At 70.0% G+C, this 14,964-nt stretch carries 11 protein-coding genes; 7 read left to right on the forward strand and 4 right to left on the reverse strand.

Annotated elements, in window-relative coordinates; all coding sequences use genetic code 11:
* Positions 1 to 33 precede the first annotated feature (33 nt).
* The 7 genes from QNO21_RS08985 to QNO21_RS09015 all read left to right on the forward strand — a co-directional run bounded on the left by QNO21_RS08985 (position 34) and on the right by QNO21_RS09015 (position 10,061).
* Positions 34 to 747 carry a hypothetical protein gene (locus QNO21_RS08985; RefSeq protein ID WP_257519314.1) on the forward strand — a complete coding sequence of 238 codons (714 nt, stop codon included), beginning with the start codon at positions 34 to 36 and terminating at the stop codon, positions 745 to 747.
* Positions 744 to 2,372 (forward strand): hypothetical protein, encoded by a 1,629-nt coding sequence (locus tag QNO21_RS08990; protein WP_257519315.1) that lies wholly within the window; start codon positions 744 to 746, stop codon positions 2,370 to 2,372. Before QNO21_RS08985 ends, QNO21_RS08990 begins: the two co-directional genes overlap by 4 nt.
* Positions 2,369 to 2,848, forward strand: coding sequence for a hypothetical protein (locus QNO21_RS08995; RefSeq protein WP_257515677.1), 480 nt, complete (start codon positions 2,369 to 2,371; stop codon positions 2,846 to 2,848). Before QNO21_RS08990 ends, QNO21_RS08995 begins: the two co-directional genes overlap by 4 nt.
* A complete protein-coding gene (locus QNO21_RS09000; RefSeq protein WP_257519316.1) occupies positions 2,845 to 3,471 on the forward strand; it encodes a hypothetical protein in 627 nt (208 codons plus the stop codon). Before QNO21_RS08995 ends, QNO21_RS09000 begins: the two co-directional genes overlap by 4 nt.
* A 205-nt stretch (positions 3,472 to 3,676) precedes the next feature.
* Entirely contained in the window at positions 3,677 to 7,675 is a 3,999-nt protein-coding gene (hrpA, locus tag QNO21_RS09005) for an ATP-dependent RNA helicase HrpA (RefSeq protein WP_257519317.1), read from the forward strand.
* A 27-nt stretch (positions 7,676 to 7,702) separates the two neighbouring features.
* The gene (locus QNO21_RS09010) at positions 7,703 to 8,650 is read left to right on the forward strand and encodes a quinone oxidoreductase family protein (RefSeq protein WP_257519318.1); all 948 of its coding nucleotides are present in this window, start codon (positions 7,703 to 7,705) and stop codon (positions 8,648 to 8,650) included.
* Positions 8,651 to 8,741: 91 nt separating this feature from the next.
* Complete coding sequence (locus tag QNO21_RS09015) at positions 8,742 to 10,061, forward strand: O-acetylhomoserine aminocarboxypropyltransferase/cysteine synthase family protein (RefSeq protein ID WP_257519319.1); 1,320 nt, start codon at positions 8,742 to 8,744, stop codon at positions 10,059 to 10,061.
* Positions 10,062 to 10,162: 101 nt separating this feature from the next.
* Here the strand turns inward: QNO21_RS09015 and mmsB are convergent, their stop codons facing one another.
* From mmsB to QNO21_RS09035, 4 genes are all read right to left on the reverse strand, one after another.
* Complete coding sequence (gene mmsB / locus QNO21_RS09020) at positions 10,163 to 11,410, reverse strand: multiple monosaccharide ABC transporter permease (RefSeq protein ID WP_257519320.1); 1,248 nt, start codon at positions 11,408 to 11,410, stop codon at positions 10,163 to 10,165.
* Positions 11,411 to 11,433: 23 nt separating this feature from the next.
* Positions 11,434 to 12,960 carry a multiple monosaccharide ABC transporter ATP-binding protein gene (gene mmsA / locus QNO21_RS09025; RefSeq protein WP_257514505.1) on the reverse strand — a complete coding sequence of 509 codons (1,527 nt, stop codon included), beginning with the start codon at positions 12,958 to 12,960 and terminating at the stop codon, positions 11,434 to 11,436.
* Between the two features lie 89 nt (positions 12,961 to 13,049).
* On the reverse strand, positions 13,050 to 14,177 hold the full coding sequence (chvE, locus tag QNO21_RS09030) for a multiple monosaccharide ABC transporter substrate-binding protein (RefSeq protein WP_285178387.1): 1,128 nt from the start codon (positions 14,175 to 14,177) through the stop codon (positions 13,050 to 13,052).
* A 69-nt stretch (positions 14,178 to 14,246) separates the two neighbouring features.
* A complete protein-coding gene (locus tag QNO21_RS09035; RefSeq protein ID WP_285178417.1) occupies positions 14,247 to 14,948 on the reverse strand; it encodes an L-ribulose-5-phosphate 4-epimerase in 702 nt (233 codons plus the stop codon).
* Positions 14,949 to 14,964 lie beyond the last annotated feature (16 nt).

The following is a 14,964-nucleotide window of genomic DNA, read 5'->3' on the forward strand; positions in this document are numbered from 1 at the left end:
CCGCTTCGTCGTCTGAGCGGGAGGGAAACGGCCATGGTCGATCTGAAACTGGACTTCGCGGAGCTGCGCAGCAGCGCCCGCACGGCTGAGACGGTGGCGAGCAGCTTCGCCCGCGCCGAGAGCATCGCGGGCGCTGCCGCCGCCGACACCGGCCACGACCGTCTCGGCGGGAAGGTGCGCGAGTTCGGCGACAAGTGGGACATCGCCCGAGGAAAGCTCGAAGACAATCTGCAATTCATCGCGGACTATCTCCGCGCGGTGGTCGACACCTTCAGCGACCTCGACACCGACCTCGCGGCCGCCCTCGAGCCGGCACAGAACGCTCCCGACCCCGCGCCGCAGCCCGCGCCGGGCGGACCGGCACCCGGTGCCCCTGCCCCGGGACCCGCCCCCACGCCATCCCCGTCGCCGGGGCCGTCACCGACGCCATCGCCGTCGCCGGGTCCGTCACCCACGCCATCGCCGTCCCCGGGTCCGTCACCGACGCCCGCGCCGTCCCCTACACCGGGATCCGGCAGCGCCGGTGGCGCCGGCGCCGGCATCATCGGCTTCGGGCCCGGATCGGGCGGACCCCGTCTCGAGCCGATCCCCAACCCTCAGGACTACAACGACGGACGCCCCGTGGTCGGACCCGCGACCGGCGGACCCGTCTACAAGACCCTCCCTGCCATCCTCGATGAGTCCGAAGTCCCCTCGTGGGCGCGACACCTCGTCGCCGACGACAGCACCGACGGAGCAACCCGATGAGCGTCCTGCCCGGAAACCCGACCTCCCTCGCGGAACGCTCCGCCTCCTACGTCTCCTCGGCCTCGCTCATCCAGCAGGCCGCAGATGACCTGCGCGCCATCGCGTATGACAGCACCGCCCGCTCGATGGACGTCATCCGCGACCGCAGCGCCGAGGTCGCCCGCGACCTCGACCGGGCGCACGAACGCTATTCCGGCACGGCCCGCGCGCTGGTGGAGTATGCCGTGGCACTGAAGGCCGCCCACGAAAGGGCCGACGACGCCGAGATCGCCGAGGCCCGGGCCAATGCCGGCGGCGCCACCGCCGAGTACGAACTGCTGGTGTCCGAGCGACGCCTGGAGCAGTTGGAAGAAGCCGATGCTCCGGCGGGGAACCTTCGCACCGCGGCGAGCGAGGTCGAGGCCGCCCGAGCGCGCAACGCCCGCATGGATGCCGCAGCCGACGCCGCGCGCATCGAGCTCGACGCCGCCCGCCAGGACATGGAGCGCGCGGCTCAGATCGCGATTGACCGCATCGATTCCGCCATCGACGGCACGAACGAGGGGTTCTGGGACAAGGTCAAGAACTTCCTCGACGACGTCGGCGACTTCCTTGCCACCATCGCCCGGTGGGTCGGCGGCTTCCTCGCCGACGTCTACGCCGAATTGCAGCGCCTCGTCTCGACCCTCGTCGCGCTGCTGGGCGTCGCCGTGATCCTGCTGCTCGTGTACGCGCTCCTGGCGATGATCCCCGTCATCGGGCCGGCCATCGCCGCCCTCGTCACGACGGTGCTGGCCGGATTCCTCCTCGCCAGCGTGCTGTCGGATGTGGGCAAGCCGACCCCGTCCGTCGACCAGCGGGACCTCACCGATCACGAGGCCGGGGACGACCCGGGCCAGCCGTCCGATCTGTCCGGGGCTCTCGCCGACGCCGGCTTCGTCGACACCCTGGGGCGCACCTATGACGCGGATGGTGAGGTGACCGGGGTGGAGGAGACCGTCGTCGGCGTGACGCGGGTCGTCGATGCCGACGGCGTGGTGAGGTGGCGTGTCGCGCTGCCGAGCACTCAGGAATGGCTCTCCCGCCTCAACGGCGACCAGGGAGGCGTGCACGACCTCGACAGCAACCTCGCGCTCGTGCTGACCCCGTCGCTGCGCTCGCAGTACGAGCGCGCCGTCATCGAGGCGATGCAGCAGGCCGGTGTCGGCCCGAACGATCCGGTCATGCTCGTCGGCTTCAGCCAGGGCGGAATCATGGCGGGCACCCTGGCCGCCTACAACCGGGACTACAACTGGTCTGCGGTCGTCGCCGCCGGCGCCCCGATCGACCACATGCCCATCCCGTCGAGCGTCCAGGTCGTCTCGGTGCAGCATGACGGCGATCCCGTCCCGCATCTGGACTCCGTCGTCACGCTCGGACTGGACGGCCAGGCGCGGCAGCAGCCGAACTGGACCACGATCCAGACCGAGTCCCCGCGCGCGGACGAGGGCCTGCACGGCATCCACAGCGCCGACGCCTACGACCAGACGCTGCAGAACCGGGTCGGCATGGTGCCGGCCGGGACCACCGACGACCTCGACGCGTACTTCACGGGCGACGACAACGCCTACGGATACCAGCAGAGGTACTACGGGTGGTCCGAATGACGAAAGCGCGCCGACGACACGCGATCCGCCTCACCACGGTCGTGGTGCTGGTGGGGCTGTTCAGCAGCTGCGCCCCCGCGTCGACCGGCCCGACGGCGACGCAATCCGACCAGGAGGAAACCACCATGACCACCGTCACCGACGCCGTGGCCGCGTCCGACCCGCGCGTCGCCGACGTGCTCACCGTCAAAGTCACCGAGTCGGGTATGGCCCGCGTGATGAGCATCGCGGTGTCGATCTCGGGAGACGAGCCGGTAAGTACCGAGACCGTCGTCAACATCGCCGTCGCGGCGCTGCAGAACGCCAAGTCCGACATCGACGACCTGAAGATCCTGGCCCGGTCGGCCGCAGACACAGACGTCATCCTCGATCTGTCGCCCGCCGGAGAGGGGCTTCCCGCCGACGTGGAGTGGGTGTGGCTCAGCTCCAGCCTGCAGCTGATCGGCGCGGATCTGTCGGAGCTGAGCGCCGGATGACCACGACCGATGCCACGCGCCAGCTGGTCTTCCGCATGGTCGGGACGTGGTGGCGGATCGACCTGACTTCGCCCGAGGCGATCGCCGATTCCACCAAGCAGATCGCCACCGGCGTGCTCGGCCGGGCAGACGACCGTGCGACGGGCCGCGCGCGTCTGCGCGACGAGCTGGGCAAGGCCGCCACGGCGGCCGCCGACGCCGATGCGCAGCTTCTGATGATCCAGACCGAGCTCGGCCCCGGTCAGCCCATGTCGGCGACCCTCACGGTGTTCGAAGACGAGCGGATGCGGATGAGTCCCGCGATCGGCACGGACGCGGCATCCGTGCTCGCGGTGTTCGAGAAGTCGATCCCGCTGATGGACCCGTCGCGCGCCGAGACCATGGTGAGGCGGCGCTGCATGGACGGCGACGTCGTGCGGGTCCACGAGATCGAGGAGACGGTCGAAATCGAGGACGGCGAGCGGTACACCCAGCGGCGCCTCGTCGCGCAGTACTGGTACCCGCTCCCGGGGACCAAGCGCCTGCTCACCGTCGTGCTGACCACGCCGCTGGGTGACATCCCGCACACGCTGCTGTCGTACTTCGACGCGATCGTGGCGGCCTCGGCGTTCCAAGAGGCCTGAGCCCGTCGCGCATCCGCGCGAGCGCGGCATCCACCGGCCCGCCGCATCCGCCACGGCGCCCGCCTCGACGCAGGAAGAATCACCGGCACAGGTGGTTTCGCGCCCGATCGTCCTGTCCCGGTGAGTCCTCCTGTCCTCGTGCGCCGGCCGCCGCCCCGCGCCGCCGCGCACCGAGCCGGCATCCGCGGGCATACGATGGAGGGCTGTGTCCGCACCAGAGCCCGTCATCGTCTACCCGCCCGAGCTGCCCGTCAGCGCCGCGCGGGACGAGATCGCGCGCGCCATCGCCGAGAACCAGGTGGTCATCGTCGCCGGTGCGACGGGATCCGGCAAGACCACGCAGCTGCCGAAGATCTGCCTGGAGCTCGGCCGCACCCGCATCGCGCACACGCAGCCCCGCCGCATCGCCGCGCGCACCATCGCCGAGCGCGTGGCCGAGGAGATGCAGGTGCCGCTGGGCACCACGGTCGGCTACAAGGTGCGCTTCACCGACAACGTCTCGGCCGACACCCGCGTGGCGCTCGTCACCGACGGCATCCTGCTCAACGAGATCCACCGCGACAAGCTGCTGCGCCGCTACGACACGATCATCATCGACGAGGCGCACGAACGGTCGCTGAACGTCGACTTCCTCATCGGGTACCTCCGTCGCATCCTGCCCCGCCGCCCCGATCTCAAGATCATCGTCACGTCGGCGACGATCGATCCCGAGAGCTTCGCGAAGCACTTCGCGGATGCCGCAGGCAACCCGGCGCCCATCATCGAGGTGTCCGGACGCACGTACCCGGTGGAGATCCGCTACCGCGGCCGCGTCGCCGAGGCCGGTTCCGACGATGACGGCCCCGACGACGTCGACGCACTGCTGGGCGCCCTGCGAGAGCTCGATCGCGAGCCGGCCGGCGACGTGCTGGTGTTCCTGCCCGGTGAAGCCGAGATCCGCGATGCGATGGATGCCGTCCGCGGCATGTACGCGAGCGACACCGCGCCCACCGAGGTGCTGCCCCTCTACGGCCGGCTGTCGTCGGCCGAGCAGCACCGGGTGTTCGAGCGCTCGACGGTGGCAGGGCTCCGCCGCCGCGTGATCCTGGCGACCAACGTCGCCGAGACGAGCCTCACCGTCCCGGGCATCAAGTACGTCATCGACGCCGGCACCGCCCGTATCTCGCGCTACAGCGCCCGATCCAAGATCCAGCGGCTGCCGATCGAGGCGGTTTCGCAGGCGTCGGCACAGCAGCGCTCCGGGCGCGCGGGCCGCACATCGGATGGCATTGCGATCCGGCTGTACACCGAAGAGGACTTCACCTCCCGGCCGGAGTACACCGAGCCCGAGATCCTGCGCACGAGCCTCGCGTCGGTCATCCTGCAGATGCTGGCGCTCGGGTTCGGCGACATCACCGAGTTCCCCTTCCTCACTCCCCCGGACTCCCGCGGCGTGAAGGCGGCATTCGACCTGCTGGTCGAGCTCGGGGCCGTGCGCCCTTCGACGGGCTCAGGGAGCGGCCCTTCGACAGGCTCAGGGACCGGGCGGACCCGCGGAGCCTGGCGCCTCACCGACATCGGGCGCGAGATCGCCCGACTCCCCATCGATCCCCGCTTCGCGCGCATGCTCATCGAGGCACGGCGCCTCGAGGTCGCCGGTGACGTGCTGGCGATCGTCGCAGGTCTGTCGATCCAGGACGTGCGGGAGCGCCCCGAGGAGCGCCGTGAAGAGGCCGACCGCCTGCACGCGCGGTTCACCGACCCCACCAGCGACTTCCTCAGCCTGCTGAACCTGTGGAACCACCTGCGCGAGCAGCAGTCCGAGCTCGGCTCGAGCGCGTTTCGCCGGATGTGCCGTGCCGAGCACCTGAACTACGTGCGGGTCCGGGAATGGTTCGACGTGCACCGGCAGCTTCGGCAGCTGACGGCCGCCCCGCGGCCGCAGGACGGCGCCGCCGACCCCGCCCGGGTGCACCGGGCGATCCTCTCCGGGCTCCTGTCGCATCTCGGCATCCTCGACACCCGCTCGACCTCCTCGGCGACCGCGACCGGCGGTCGGGCTGCCAAGGCGCCGAAGGGCCGCCCGCGCGCGGAGTACCGCGGTGCCCGCGGCGCCCGCTTCGCCATCTTCCCCGGGTCGGGGCTGCGCAAGGCCTCGCCCGACGCCGTCATGGCCGCCGAGCTCGTCGAGACGTCGCGCCTGTACGCCCGCACGGTCGCCGCGATCGACCCGGAGTGGGCCGAAGAGCTCGCCGGCGACCTGGCGCACCGCACCCTCAGCGACCCGCACTGGTCGAAGGATGCCGGCGCGGCCGTCGCCGCCGAGAAGGTGACGCTGTTCGGGCTCGAGATCGTGCCCCGCCGCCGCGTGCAGCTGGCCCGCATCGACCGTCCCCTCGCGCGTGAGCTGTTCCTGCGCCACGCCCTGGTGGACGGCGATTGGAACGTCACCCACCTCGACAAGCGGCTCACCGCGTTCGAGCGCCGCAACCTCGAGCTGCGCAGGCGGCTCGAGAAGATCGAGGAGCGGGAGCGTCGCCGCGACATCCTGGCCGGCGACGAGGCCGTCTACGCCTTCTACGCTTCCCGCGTGCCGCAGGACGTCTATGACGTGCGCTCGTTCGAGGCGTGGTGGCGCGAAGCCTCGGCACGGACCCCGCGGCTGCTGGACCTCTCCGAGGCCGACCTCGTCGACGACGCCTCGCGCGCGGATGAACGCGACTTTCCGATGCGCTGGCAGCAGGGCGACCAGGTGCTCTCGCTGGCGTACCGTTTCGAGCCCGGCGCCCCCGACGACGGGGTGAGCGTCGTGGTGCCGCTCGCCCTGCTGGCCCAGCTGAAACCGGACGGGTTCGACTGGCAGGTGCCGGGGCTGCGCGGTGAGCTCATCGCGGGACTGCTGCGGGCGCTGCCCAAGGCGATCCGCCGCAGCGTCGTCCCGGCCGCGGACTGGGCTTCCCGCTTCGCCGACGAGCTCGCCGGCGACGGTCCCGAGTCCCACGACGGGCTGCCGCCCCGCCCGCTGCGCGAAGCTCTCGCCGCCCGAGTGCAGCGTGTGTCGAACCAGCCCGTCACCGCCTCGGACTTCGATCTCGAGCGGGTCCCCGGGCACCTGTGGATGTCGTTCCGGGCGGTGGACGAACGTGGCCGCACCGTGGCATCCGATCGCGACCTGCGCGCCCTGCAGGACAGGCTCGCCGATCGCGCCCGCGGCGCGGTGACGAAGTCGCTCACCGCGCCGCGCGGCGACCGGCCGCCGCGTCCCGGTGCCGTCGGCTCGGCGCCTGGCGCCGCGCCCGGGTTCGGTCCCGCGGGCCCTTCCGGCGTTGCCGGCGCGGGAACCGGGAGCGCGGGCGTCGCGGAGCAGACGGGCCTGGTGGACTGGACGATCGGCGACCTGCCGGCGCTCGTCGACACGCGCGTCGCGGGCGGCGTGGTGCGCGGGTATCCGTCGCTGGTCGACGAGGGCGCGTCCGTCGCGCTGCGGATCCAGGCCACCCCCGAGGCCGCCGAGCGGCTGACACACGCCGGGGTGCGCCGTCTGCTGCTGCTGACGGTCCCCTCGCCCGCCCCGTACGTGCTGGAGCATCTGACCGCGCACGAGAAGCTCGCCCTCGCGGCATCGCCCTATCCGTCTGCGAAGGCCCTCATCGAAGACGCGCGCGTGGCCGTCGCCGACGCCGTGCTCGCCCGCACGGTGCCGGGAGCGGTCGTGCGGGCGCCTGCGGACTTCGCCCGCGTCCGCGCGGAGTTCTCCCGCGTCGTCGTGGACGAACTGTTCCAGACGGTGTCGCTGACCGCCCGCATCCTGACCGCCGCCCGCGACGTCGAGAAGGCGGTGCGCGCGCAGAACTCCATGACGCTGCTCGCCGCGCTCGGCGACATCAAGGGCCAGCTCGCGGGCCTGGTGTTCCCCGGCTTCGTCTCGCGCATCGGCATCGCCCGCCTGGCGCAGCTGCCGCGCTATCTGGCAGGCGCCGCGGAGCGCGTCGCCCAGCTGGGCGACAACCCCGGCCGCGATCGCCAGCGCCTCACGGAGTATGAGCGCATGGCGGCGCTCTACGCCGAGGCTGGGGGGACGATCCCCCTCGCCGAGGATGCGCCGCCGAACCTCGCGCACGTCCGCTGGCTGCTCGAGGAATACCGGGTGAGCCTGTTCGCGCAGCGCCTCGGCACCGCCGAACCGGTTTCACCGCAACGGATCCAGAAGGCTCTGCGAGGATAGAGCCGTTCCCCTACGGAAGAGGTTCCGATGTCCCGTGCGATCGTCTACACCGAGTTCGGTGATCCCGAAGTGCTGCACGAGATCGACGTGCCCACCCGCGAGCCGGGTGCCGGGCAGGTGGCGGTGCGCATCCAGACCGCCGGCGTCAACCCGATCGATGCCAAGCTGCGCTCGGGACTGCGGGCCTCGGCGCCGCCGAGCGTCGACAAGCCCCGCCATCTGGGGATGGATGCCGCCGGCATCGTCACCGCCGTCGGAGACGACGTCGACGGGTTCCGCCCCGGCGACCCGGTCGTGATCTCGGGTGTCAACGGCTGCTACGCCGAAGAGGTCGTCGCCGCCGCCGACAAGGTCTTCGCCCGCCCGGCCGCCGTCAGCGCCGCCATGGGCGCGGCTCTCGGCATTCCGGTCGGCACCGCCTACCAGTGCGTGCGGTCGCTCGCGATCGGTGCGGGCGAGACCCTGCTCGTGCACGGCGGGTCCGGCAGCGTCGGCCAGGCCGTCATCCAGTTCGCACGGCTGGCCGGTGCCGACGTCATCGCGACCTCGTCGGAGCGTCGCGCCGACCGCGTCGCCGCCCTGGGCGCCACGCCCGTGATCTACGGCGAAGGGGTGGCCGACCGCGTGCGGGCCGTCGCCGGCGACGGCGTCACCGCGATCCTCGACTGCGCGGGCACCGACGAAGCGCTGGACGCCTCGTTCGAGCTGCTCGACGACCGCACCCGCATCGCGACCATCGTTCGGGGGCCGGATGCCGAACGCCTCGGCATCCGCGCCTTCTCCGGCGGGGCCCCGTGGCCCCTCACCGCCCAGCAGCAGGCGTGGCGCGCCGAGGCGGTGCCGGTCGCCCTGGCGCTGATGGCCGCCGGCGCCTTCCAGGTGGAGCTCGGCCCGACCCTGCCGCTGACCGAGGCCGCCGAGGCCCACCGCCTCGTGGCTCACGGCGTGGACGGAAAGATCACGCTCGTCCCCTGACCTACAAACGCGTCCGTCACACACCGCCGGATGCCGCAACACTGCGACACACGACCGAAGCCCTCCCCGGGCCGGCGCGATGATGGGGGCCATGCCCGACGCTCCGTGTCCCTCGTTCGCGACCGCCCAGGTGCAGGCCGGATACGACCCCGCCGCGGTGCAGTACGCGTCGGTGCCGCCGATCTACCAGTCCAACGCCTACCGGTTCGGCTCACTCGCCGAGGCTCGGGACCTCTTCGCTCTCCGCCGCGAGGGCAACGTCTACAGCCGCACCGGAAACCCCACCGCCACGGTGCTCGAGCAGCGGGTCGCGACCCTCGAAGGCGGCGTGGGCGCGGTGTCGGTGGCATCCGGGCAGGCCGCCGTCGCGCTCGCGCTGCTGACGCTCGCACGCCAGGGCGAGCACATCGTCGCGGCCCACCAGCTGTACGGCGGCACGATCTACCTGCTCGCCGATACGTTCGCCGACTGGGGCATCGAGGTCACCTTCGTCGATCAGGACGACCCCGCCGCGTGGCGGGCAGCCGTGCGCCCCACCACGCGGGCGTTCTTCGCTGAAACGGTCGCCAATCCCCTCGCCCAGGTACTAGATGTCCGCCTCGTCGCCGACATCGCCCACGACGCCGGCGTGCCGCTGATCATCGACAACACCGTCGCCACCCCGTACCTGCAGCGCCCGAAGCAGCACGGCGCCGACATCGTCGTGCACTCGGCGACGAAGTTCATCGGCGGGCACGGTGCGGCCCTCGGCGGCCTCGTCGTCGACCTCGGCACCTTCGACTTCACGGCGGATGCCGCGCGCTGGCCCCAGCTGAACACGCCCCTGGCCCGCGTCCCTGGTGCGGCTCTCACCGAGCAGTTCGGTCCTAAGGCCTACCTCACGCTGCTGCGCACGAAGTACTCGCAGGACCTCGGCCCGTCGCTGTCGGCCTTCAACGCGTTCCAGTTGCTGCAGGGGCTCGAGAGCCTCGATCTGCGCATGGCGAGGCACAGCGCCACGGCCCAGACGGTCGCCGAGGCGCTCGACACGCACCCGGCGGTCGCCCGCGTGCACCACCCCGGCCTGGCCTCCAGCCCGTGGCACGACGCTGCGACGCGATACCTGCCGCGGGGCGCCGCATCCGTCTTCTCGTTCGAGCTGCACCCCGGCGCGGATGCCGACGACGACTTCACCCGCGCCGCCGCGCTCATCGACCGGCTGCAGGTCGCGCAGCTCGTCGCCAACATCGGCGACGCACGCACGCTTGTCGCCCACCCGGCGTCGATGACGCACAGTCATCTGAGCCCCGCGCAGTTGGCGGCAGGCGGCATCACCTCGGCGACGATCCGGCTGTCCATCGGCTTGGAGGACCCCGCCGATATCGTCGCCGACCTCACCGACGCCCTCGACACCCTGTCCCCCGGTCGTTGAGCGAGCGCCCCACCGGTCGTTGAGCGAGCGAAGCGAGACGCAACGCGAACGACGGAGCGCGGCTCCCCCGAAAGGGAACCGCGCTCCGTCACCGCGTCGGGTCAGTTGCCCGAGCGCCGCTTGTTGTAGACGTCGAACGCGACGGCCAGCAGCAGCACGAGACCCTTCACGGCCTGCTGCCACTCGATGCCGATGCCCATGATCGACATGCCGTTGTTGAGCACGCCGATGATGAGGCCACCGATGATGGCGCCGCCGATCGTGCCGACACCGCCCTGAACGGCCGCGCCGCCGATGAAGGCCGCAGAGATGGCCTCGAGCTCGAAGCCGTCACCGGCCTTGGGACCGGCGAGGTTCAGCCGCGCGGTGAAGATGAGGCCGGCGAGCGCCGCGAGGAAGCCCATGTTGACGAACAGCCAGAAGTCCACGCGGCGGGTCTTGATGCCCGACAGCTCGGCGGCGTGACGGTTGCCGCCGATGGCGTAGATGTGGCGCCCGAAGACGGTGCGGTTCATGACGATGCCGTAGACCATCACCAGCAGCGCCAGCACGATGAGGGTGACCGGCACGCCCTTGTACGACGCCAGCGCCCAGGTGAAGAAACCGATCACCGCGGCGAAGGCCGCGAGTTTCACCACGACCCAGACGAGCGGCTCGACCTCCTGGCCGTACTTGGCCCGGCCGGCGCGCGTGCGCAGCTGCTGCACGACGAGCGCGACGATCGCGACGGCGCCGATGACGAGGGTGAACAGGTCCGGATCGCTCTCGCCGAAGATGCCGGAGAGGAACCCGTTGCCCATCGCCCGGTACTCGGTGGGGAACGAGCCGATGTTCGCGTTGCCGAGCACCACCAGCGCGAGCCCGCGGAAGATGAGCATGCCCGCGAGGGTGACGATGAACGCCGGGATGCCGACGTAGGCGATCCAGAAACCCTGCCATGCCCCCACCAGCGCGCCGATCAGCAGCGACAGCACGATCGCGAGCCACCAGGGGTACTCCATCTTCACCGCCAGCACACCCGACACCGCGCCGATGAAAGCGGCGACCGAGCCCACCGACAGATCGATGTGGCCCGCGATGATGACCATCACCATGCCGATCGCGAGCACCAGGATGTACCCGTTCTGCACGACCAGGTTGGACAGGTTCTGCGGGCGCAGCAGGATGCCGTCGGTGAGGATCGTGAACAGCACCACCACCGCGATCAGCGCGATGAAGATGCCGTTCTTGCCGAGATCGGCGAGAACGGTGGACAGCCACCGGGTGAAGGGGTTGTCGGCGGGCTGGACGAGAGCACCGGCCGCCTGCGACTCGCTGGGGGCGGACGGGGTCTGCGTGGAATTGGACATGATCGTGTCTCCTGCGTCGCCCGTCAGCGGGGCTTTTCCATGGTCATGAGCTTGAGGACGGATTCGGGGGTGGCGTCAGCGACGGGAAGCTCGCCGGTGATGCGGCCTTCGGACAGTGCGTACACGCGATCGGTGATGCCCAGCAGCTCCGGCAGCTCGGAGGAGATGACGATGATCCCCTTACCGGCCGCGGCGAGCTTGTTGATGATCGTGTAGATCTCGTACTTCGCGCCGACGTCGATGCCTCGGGTGGGCTCGTCGAGGATCAGCACGTCGGGATCGGAGTAGATCCACTTCGACAGCACGACCTTCTGCTGGTTGCCGCCGGAGAGCTTGCCTGTCTTGGCCAGCACGCTCGGAGCCTTGATGTTCATGCTGCCCCGGTACTCGTTGGCGACCTTGAACTCCTCGTTGTCGTTGACGAGTCCGGCCTTCTTGAGCTTGTGCAGCGAAGCCATCGAGATGTTGCGCTTGATGTCCTCGATGAGGTTGAGTCCGTAGGTCTTGCGATCCTCGGTGGCATAGGCGATGCCGGCCTCGATCGCCTCGGCCACGCTGCGAGTCTTCACCTGCTTGCCGCGCATGTAGACCCGTCCAGAGATGCGGGAGCCGTAGCTCTGGCCGAACAGGCTCATCGCGAACTCGGTGCGCCCTGCACCCATGAGCCCGGCGATGCCGACGATCTCTCCTGCCCGCACCGTGATCGAGACGTTGTCGACCATGACCCGGGTGGGGTCTTGCGGGTGGTGTGCGGTCCACTCCTCCACGCGCAGCAGTTCCTCACCGATCTGCGGCTCGTGGTCGGGGTAGCGGTGCTCGAGGTCGCGGCCCACCATGTCCTTGATGATGCGGTCCTCGGTGACCTCGGCCTTGGCGATCGTCTCGATCGTCTTGCCGTCGCGGATCACGGTGACCGAGTCGGCGACCTTTTTGATCTCGTTGAGCTTGTGGCTGATGATGATCGACGTGATCCCCTCGTCCTTGAGGCTGAGGATCAGATCGAGAAGGTGGTCGGAGTCCGCGTCGTTGAGCGCCGCGGTCGGCTCATCGAGGATGAGCAGCTTGACCTTCTTCGACAGCGCCTTGGCGATTTCGACGAGCTGCTGCTTGCCCACCCCGATTTGGCGGATCTTCGTCGTCGGGTTGTCGCGCAGCCCCACGCGCTTGAGCAGGGCCGCTGCTTCGAAGTTGGTCTTGTTCCAGTCGATGAGGCCCCCGGCGGTGCGCTCGTTGCCGAGGAAGATGTTCTCGGCGATCGACAGGTGCGGGCTGAGCGCCAGCTCCTGGTGGATGATGACGATGCCCTTGGCCTCGCTGTCGCGCAGGCTCTTGAACGACACCTCTTCGCCCTCGAACACGATGTCGCCGTCATACGTGCCGTGCGGGTAGACCCCCGAGAGCACCTTCATGAGCGTTGACTTGCCGGCGCCGTTCTCGCCGCAGATGGCGTGCACCTCGCCGCGCTCGACCGCCAGCGTGACGTGGGAGAGCGCCTTCACACCGGGAAAGGTCTTGGTGATGTCGCGCATCTCCAGGATGTTGTCAGTCACTGTGCCCGCTTCCTCGGGGGTGGGTGGGGAGGGATTCCGGCCGGTGGCGGCGGCGGGCACGGATGCCGCCACCGCCACCGGCGCGGGTGTTACAGGCCGAGTTCCTCGGCGGTCCAGTAGCCGGTGTCGACCAGCGACGACTCGACGTTCTCCGCGACGACGGGCACCGGTCCCAGCAGGTACGAGGGAACGACCTTGACGCCGTTCTCGTACGTCTCGGTGTCGTTGACCTCGGGCTCCTCGTCGTTCAGCAGCGCGACGGCCATCGCCGCGGCCACCTTGGCGAGCTCGCGGGTGTCCTTGAAGATGGTCGCGTACTGCTCACCCGAGAGGATCGCCTTCACCGAGTCGACCTCGGCGTCCTGGCCGGAGATGATCGGCCACTCGTCGCCGGTGCTGTACCCGGCGTCGGTGAGGGCCGAGATGATGCCGCGCGAGATGCCGTCGTAGGGCGAGAGCACCGCGTCGACCTGCGTGCCGTCGGAGTAGTCGGCCGTGAGGATGTTCTCCATGCGACTCTGGGCGGTCTCGCCGTCCCAGCGCAGGGTGGCTGCCTGCTCGATGTCGGTCTGGCCGGACTGCACCACCAGCGTGCCGTCCTCGATCAGCGGCTCGAGCTGGTCCATCGCGCCGTCCCAGAAGAATTTGGCGTTGTTGTCGTCGAGCGAACCGGCGAACAGCTCGATGTTGAACGGACCGGCGGGAGCGTCGGCGAGCGGCTCACCCTCGAGGTCGGTCAGGCCCAGGCCGTTGAGCACCGAGCGGGCCTGCTGCTGTCCGACGAGGAAGTTGTCGAACGTGGCGTAGTAGTCCACGTTCTCGGTGTCGCGGATGAGGCGGTCGTAGGCGATGACCGGGATGTCGGCGTCGGCGGCATCCTGCAGCACCTCCGACAGCGTCGTGCCGTCGATCGAGGCGACGATCAGCGCCTCGGCGCCCTTGGTGATCATGTTCTCGATCTGCGAGACCTGCGTGGGGATGTCGTCTTCGGCGTACTGCAGGTCGACGGTGTATCCCTCGGCCTCGAGAGCCTCCTTGACGGCGTTGCCGTCCTGGATCCAGCGTTCGGAGCTCTTGGTGGGCATTGCGACGCCGATCAGGCCGCCGTCGCCCTCGCCCTCAGAACCGCCGCCGTCGCCGCTTCCGGAGCATCCCGAGAGCACGAGGGCGCCGGCGGCCAGGGTGGCCGTGGCGAGGAAGAACTTCTTCGTCTTCACTGTGTTTCCTTTCCTTCTGACTGCACTGTCTTGGTGTTCAGATGTCGTGACCGCTGCCCCGGGTGAGGGCTACCGGCGGTCGTCGGTGGTCTGTCCGTAGACGTTCTGGTACCGGTCGTAGAGCCGGTCGATCGCATCCTGCGCAATCGGGATGAGCTCCCCGCCCTGCCGGGCCAGATGCACGGTGCGGGCGACGTCCTCCACCATCACCGCCGCCTTGACGGCATCCTTCGCACTGGAACCGATCGTGAACGGGCCGTGGTTCTGCATCAGCACCGCCCGCGACCGATGCCCGGTGAGCGTGTCGACGATCCCACGGCCGATCGAATCGTCACCGATGATCGCGAACGGCCCCACCGGCACCTCGCCACCGAACTCATCCGCCATCGCCGTGATCACACACGGGATCGCCTCGCCACGCGCCGCCCACGCCGTCGCATACGGCGAATGCGTGTGCACCACCCCGCCCACCTGCGGCATGTTCCGGTACACATACGCATGCGCCGCGGTGTCACTCGACGGGGAACGCTCACTGCCCGGCGTTCCCGGGACGACGTTGCCGTCCAGGTCGCACAGGATCATGTTCTCCGGCGCCAGGGCGTCATACGACACCCCCGACGGCTTGATCACGAACAAGTCAGCACCCGGCACCCGCCCCGACACGTTGCCGCCGGTCCACACGACCAGGCCATACCGCACCAGCTCGGCGTGCAGCGCCGCGACCTCGGCGCGCACACGCGCCACGGCGACCTCGATCTTCACCCCTGTCACGTAGCGGTCCTTCTGC

This window comes from Microbacterium sp. zg-Y818 (genome assembly GCF_030246905.1).
Lineage (GTDB): Bacteria > Actinomycetota > Actinomycetes > Actinomycetales > Microbacteriaceae > Microbacterium.

Bases quoted from the DNA above. Each gene is read 5' to 3' on its own strand.
- mmsB (WP_257519320.1), bottom strand. From the start codon at position 11,410: ATGTCCAATTCCACGCAGACCCCGTCCGCCCCCAGCGAGTCGCAGGCG.
- QNO21_RS08990 (WP_257519315.1), top strand. From the start codon at position 744: ATGAGCGTCCTGCCCGGAAACCCGACCTCCCTCGCGGAACGCTCCGCC.
- QNO21_RS08995 (WP_257515677.1), top strand. From the start codon at position 2,369: ATGACGAAAGCGCGCCGACGACACGCGATCCGCCTCACCACGGTCGTG.
- QNO21_RS09015 (WP_257519319.1), top strand. From the start codon at position 8,742: ATGCCCGACGCTCCGTGTCCCTCGTTCGCGACCGCCCAGGTGCAGGCC.
- QNO21_RS09000 (WP_257519316.1), top strand. From the start codon at position 2,845: ATGACCACGACCGATGCCACGCGCCAGCTGGTCTTCCGCATGGTCGGG.
- QNO21_RS09010 (WP_257519318.1), top strand. From the start codon at position 7,703: ATGTCCCGTGCGATCGTCTACACCGAGTTCGGTGATCCCGAAGTGCTG.
- QNO21_RS08985 (WP_257519314.1), top strand. From the start codon at position 34: ATGGTCGATCTGAAACTGGACTTCGCGGAGCTGCGCAGCAGCGCCCGC.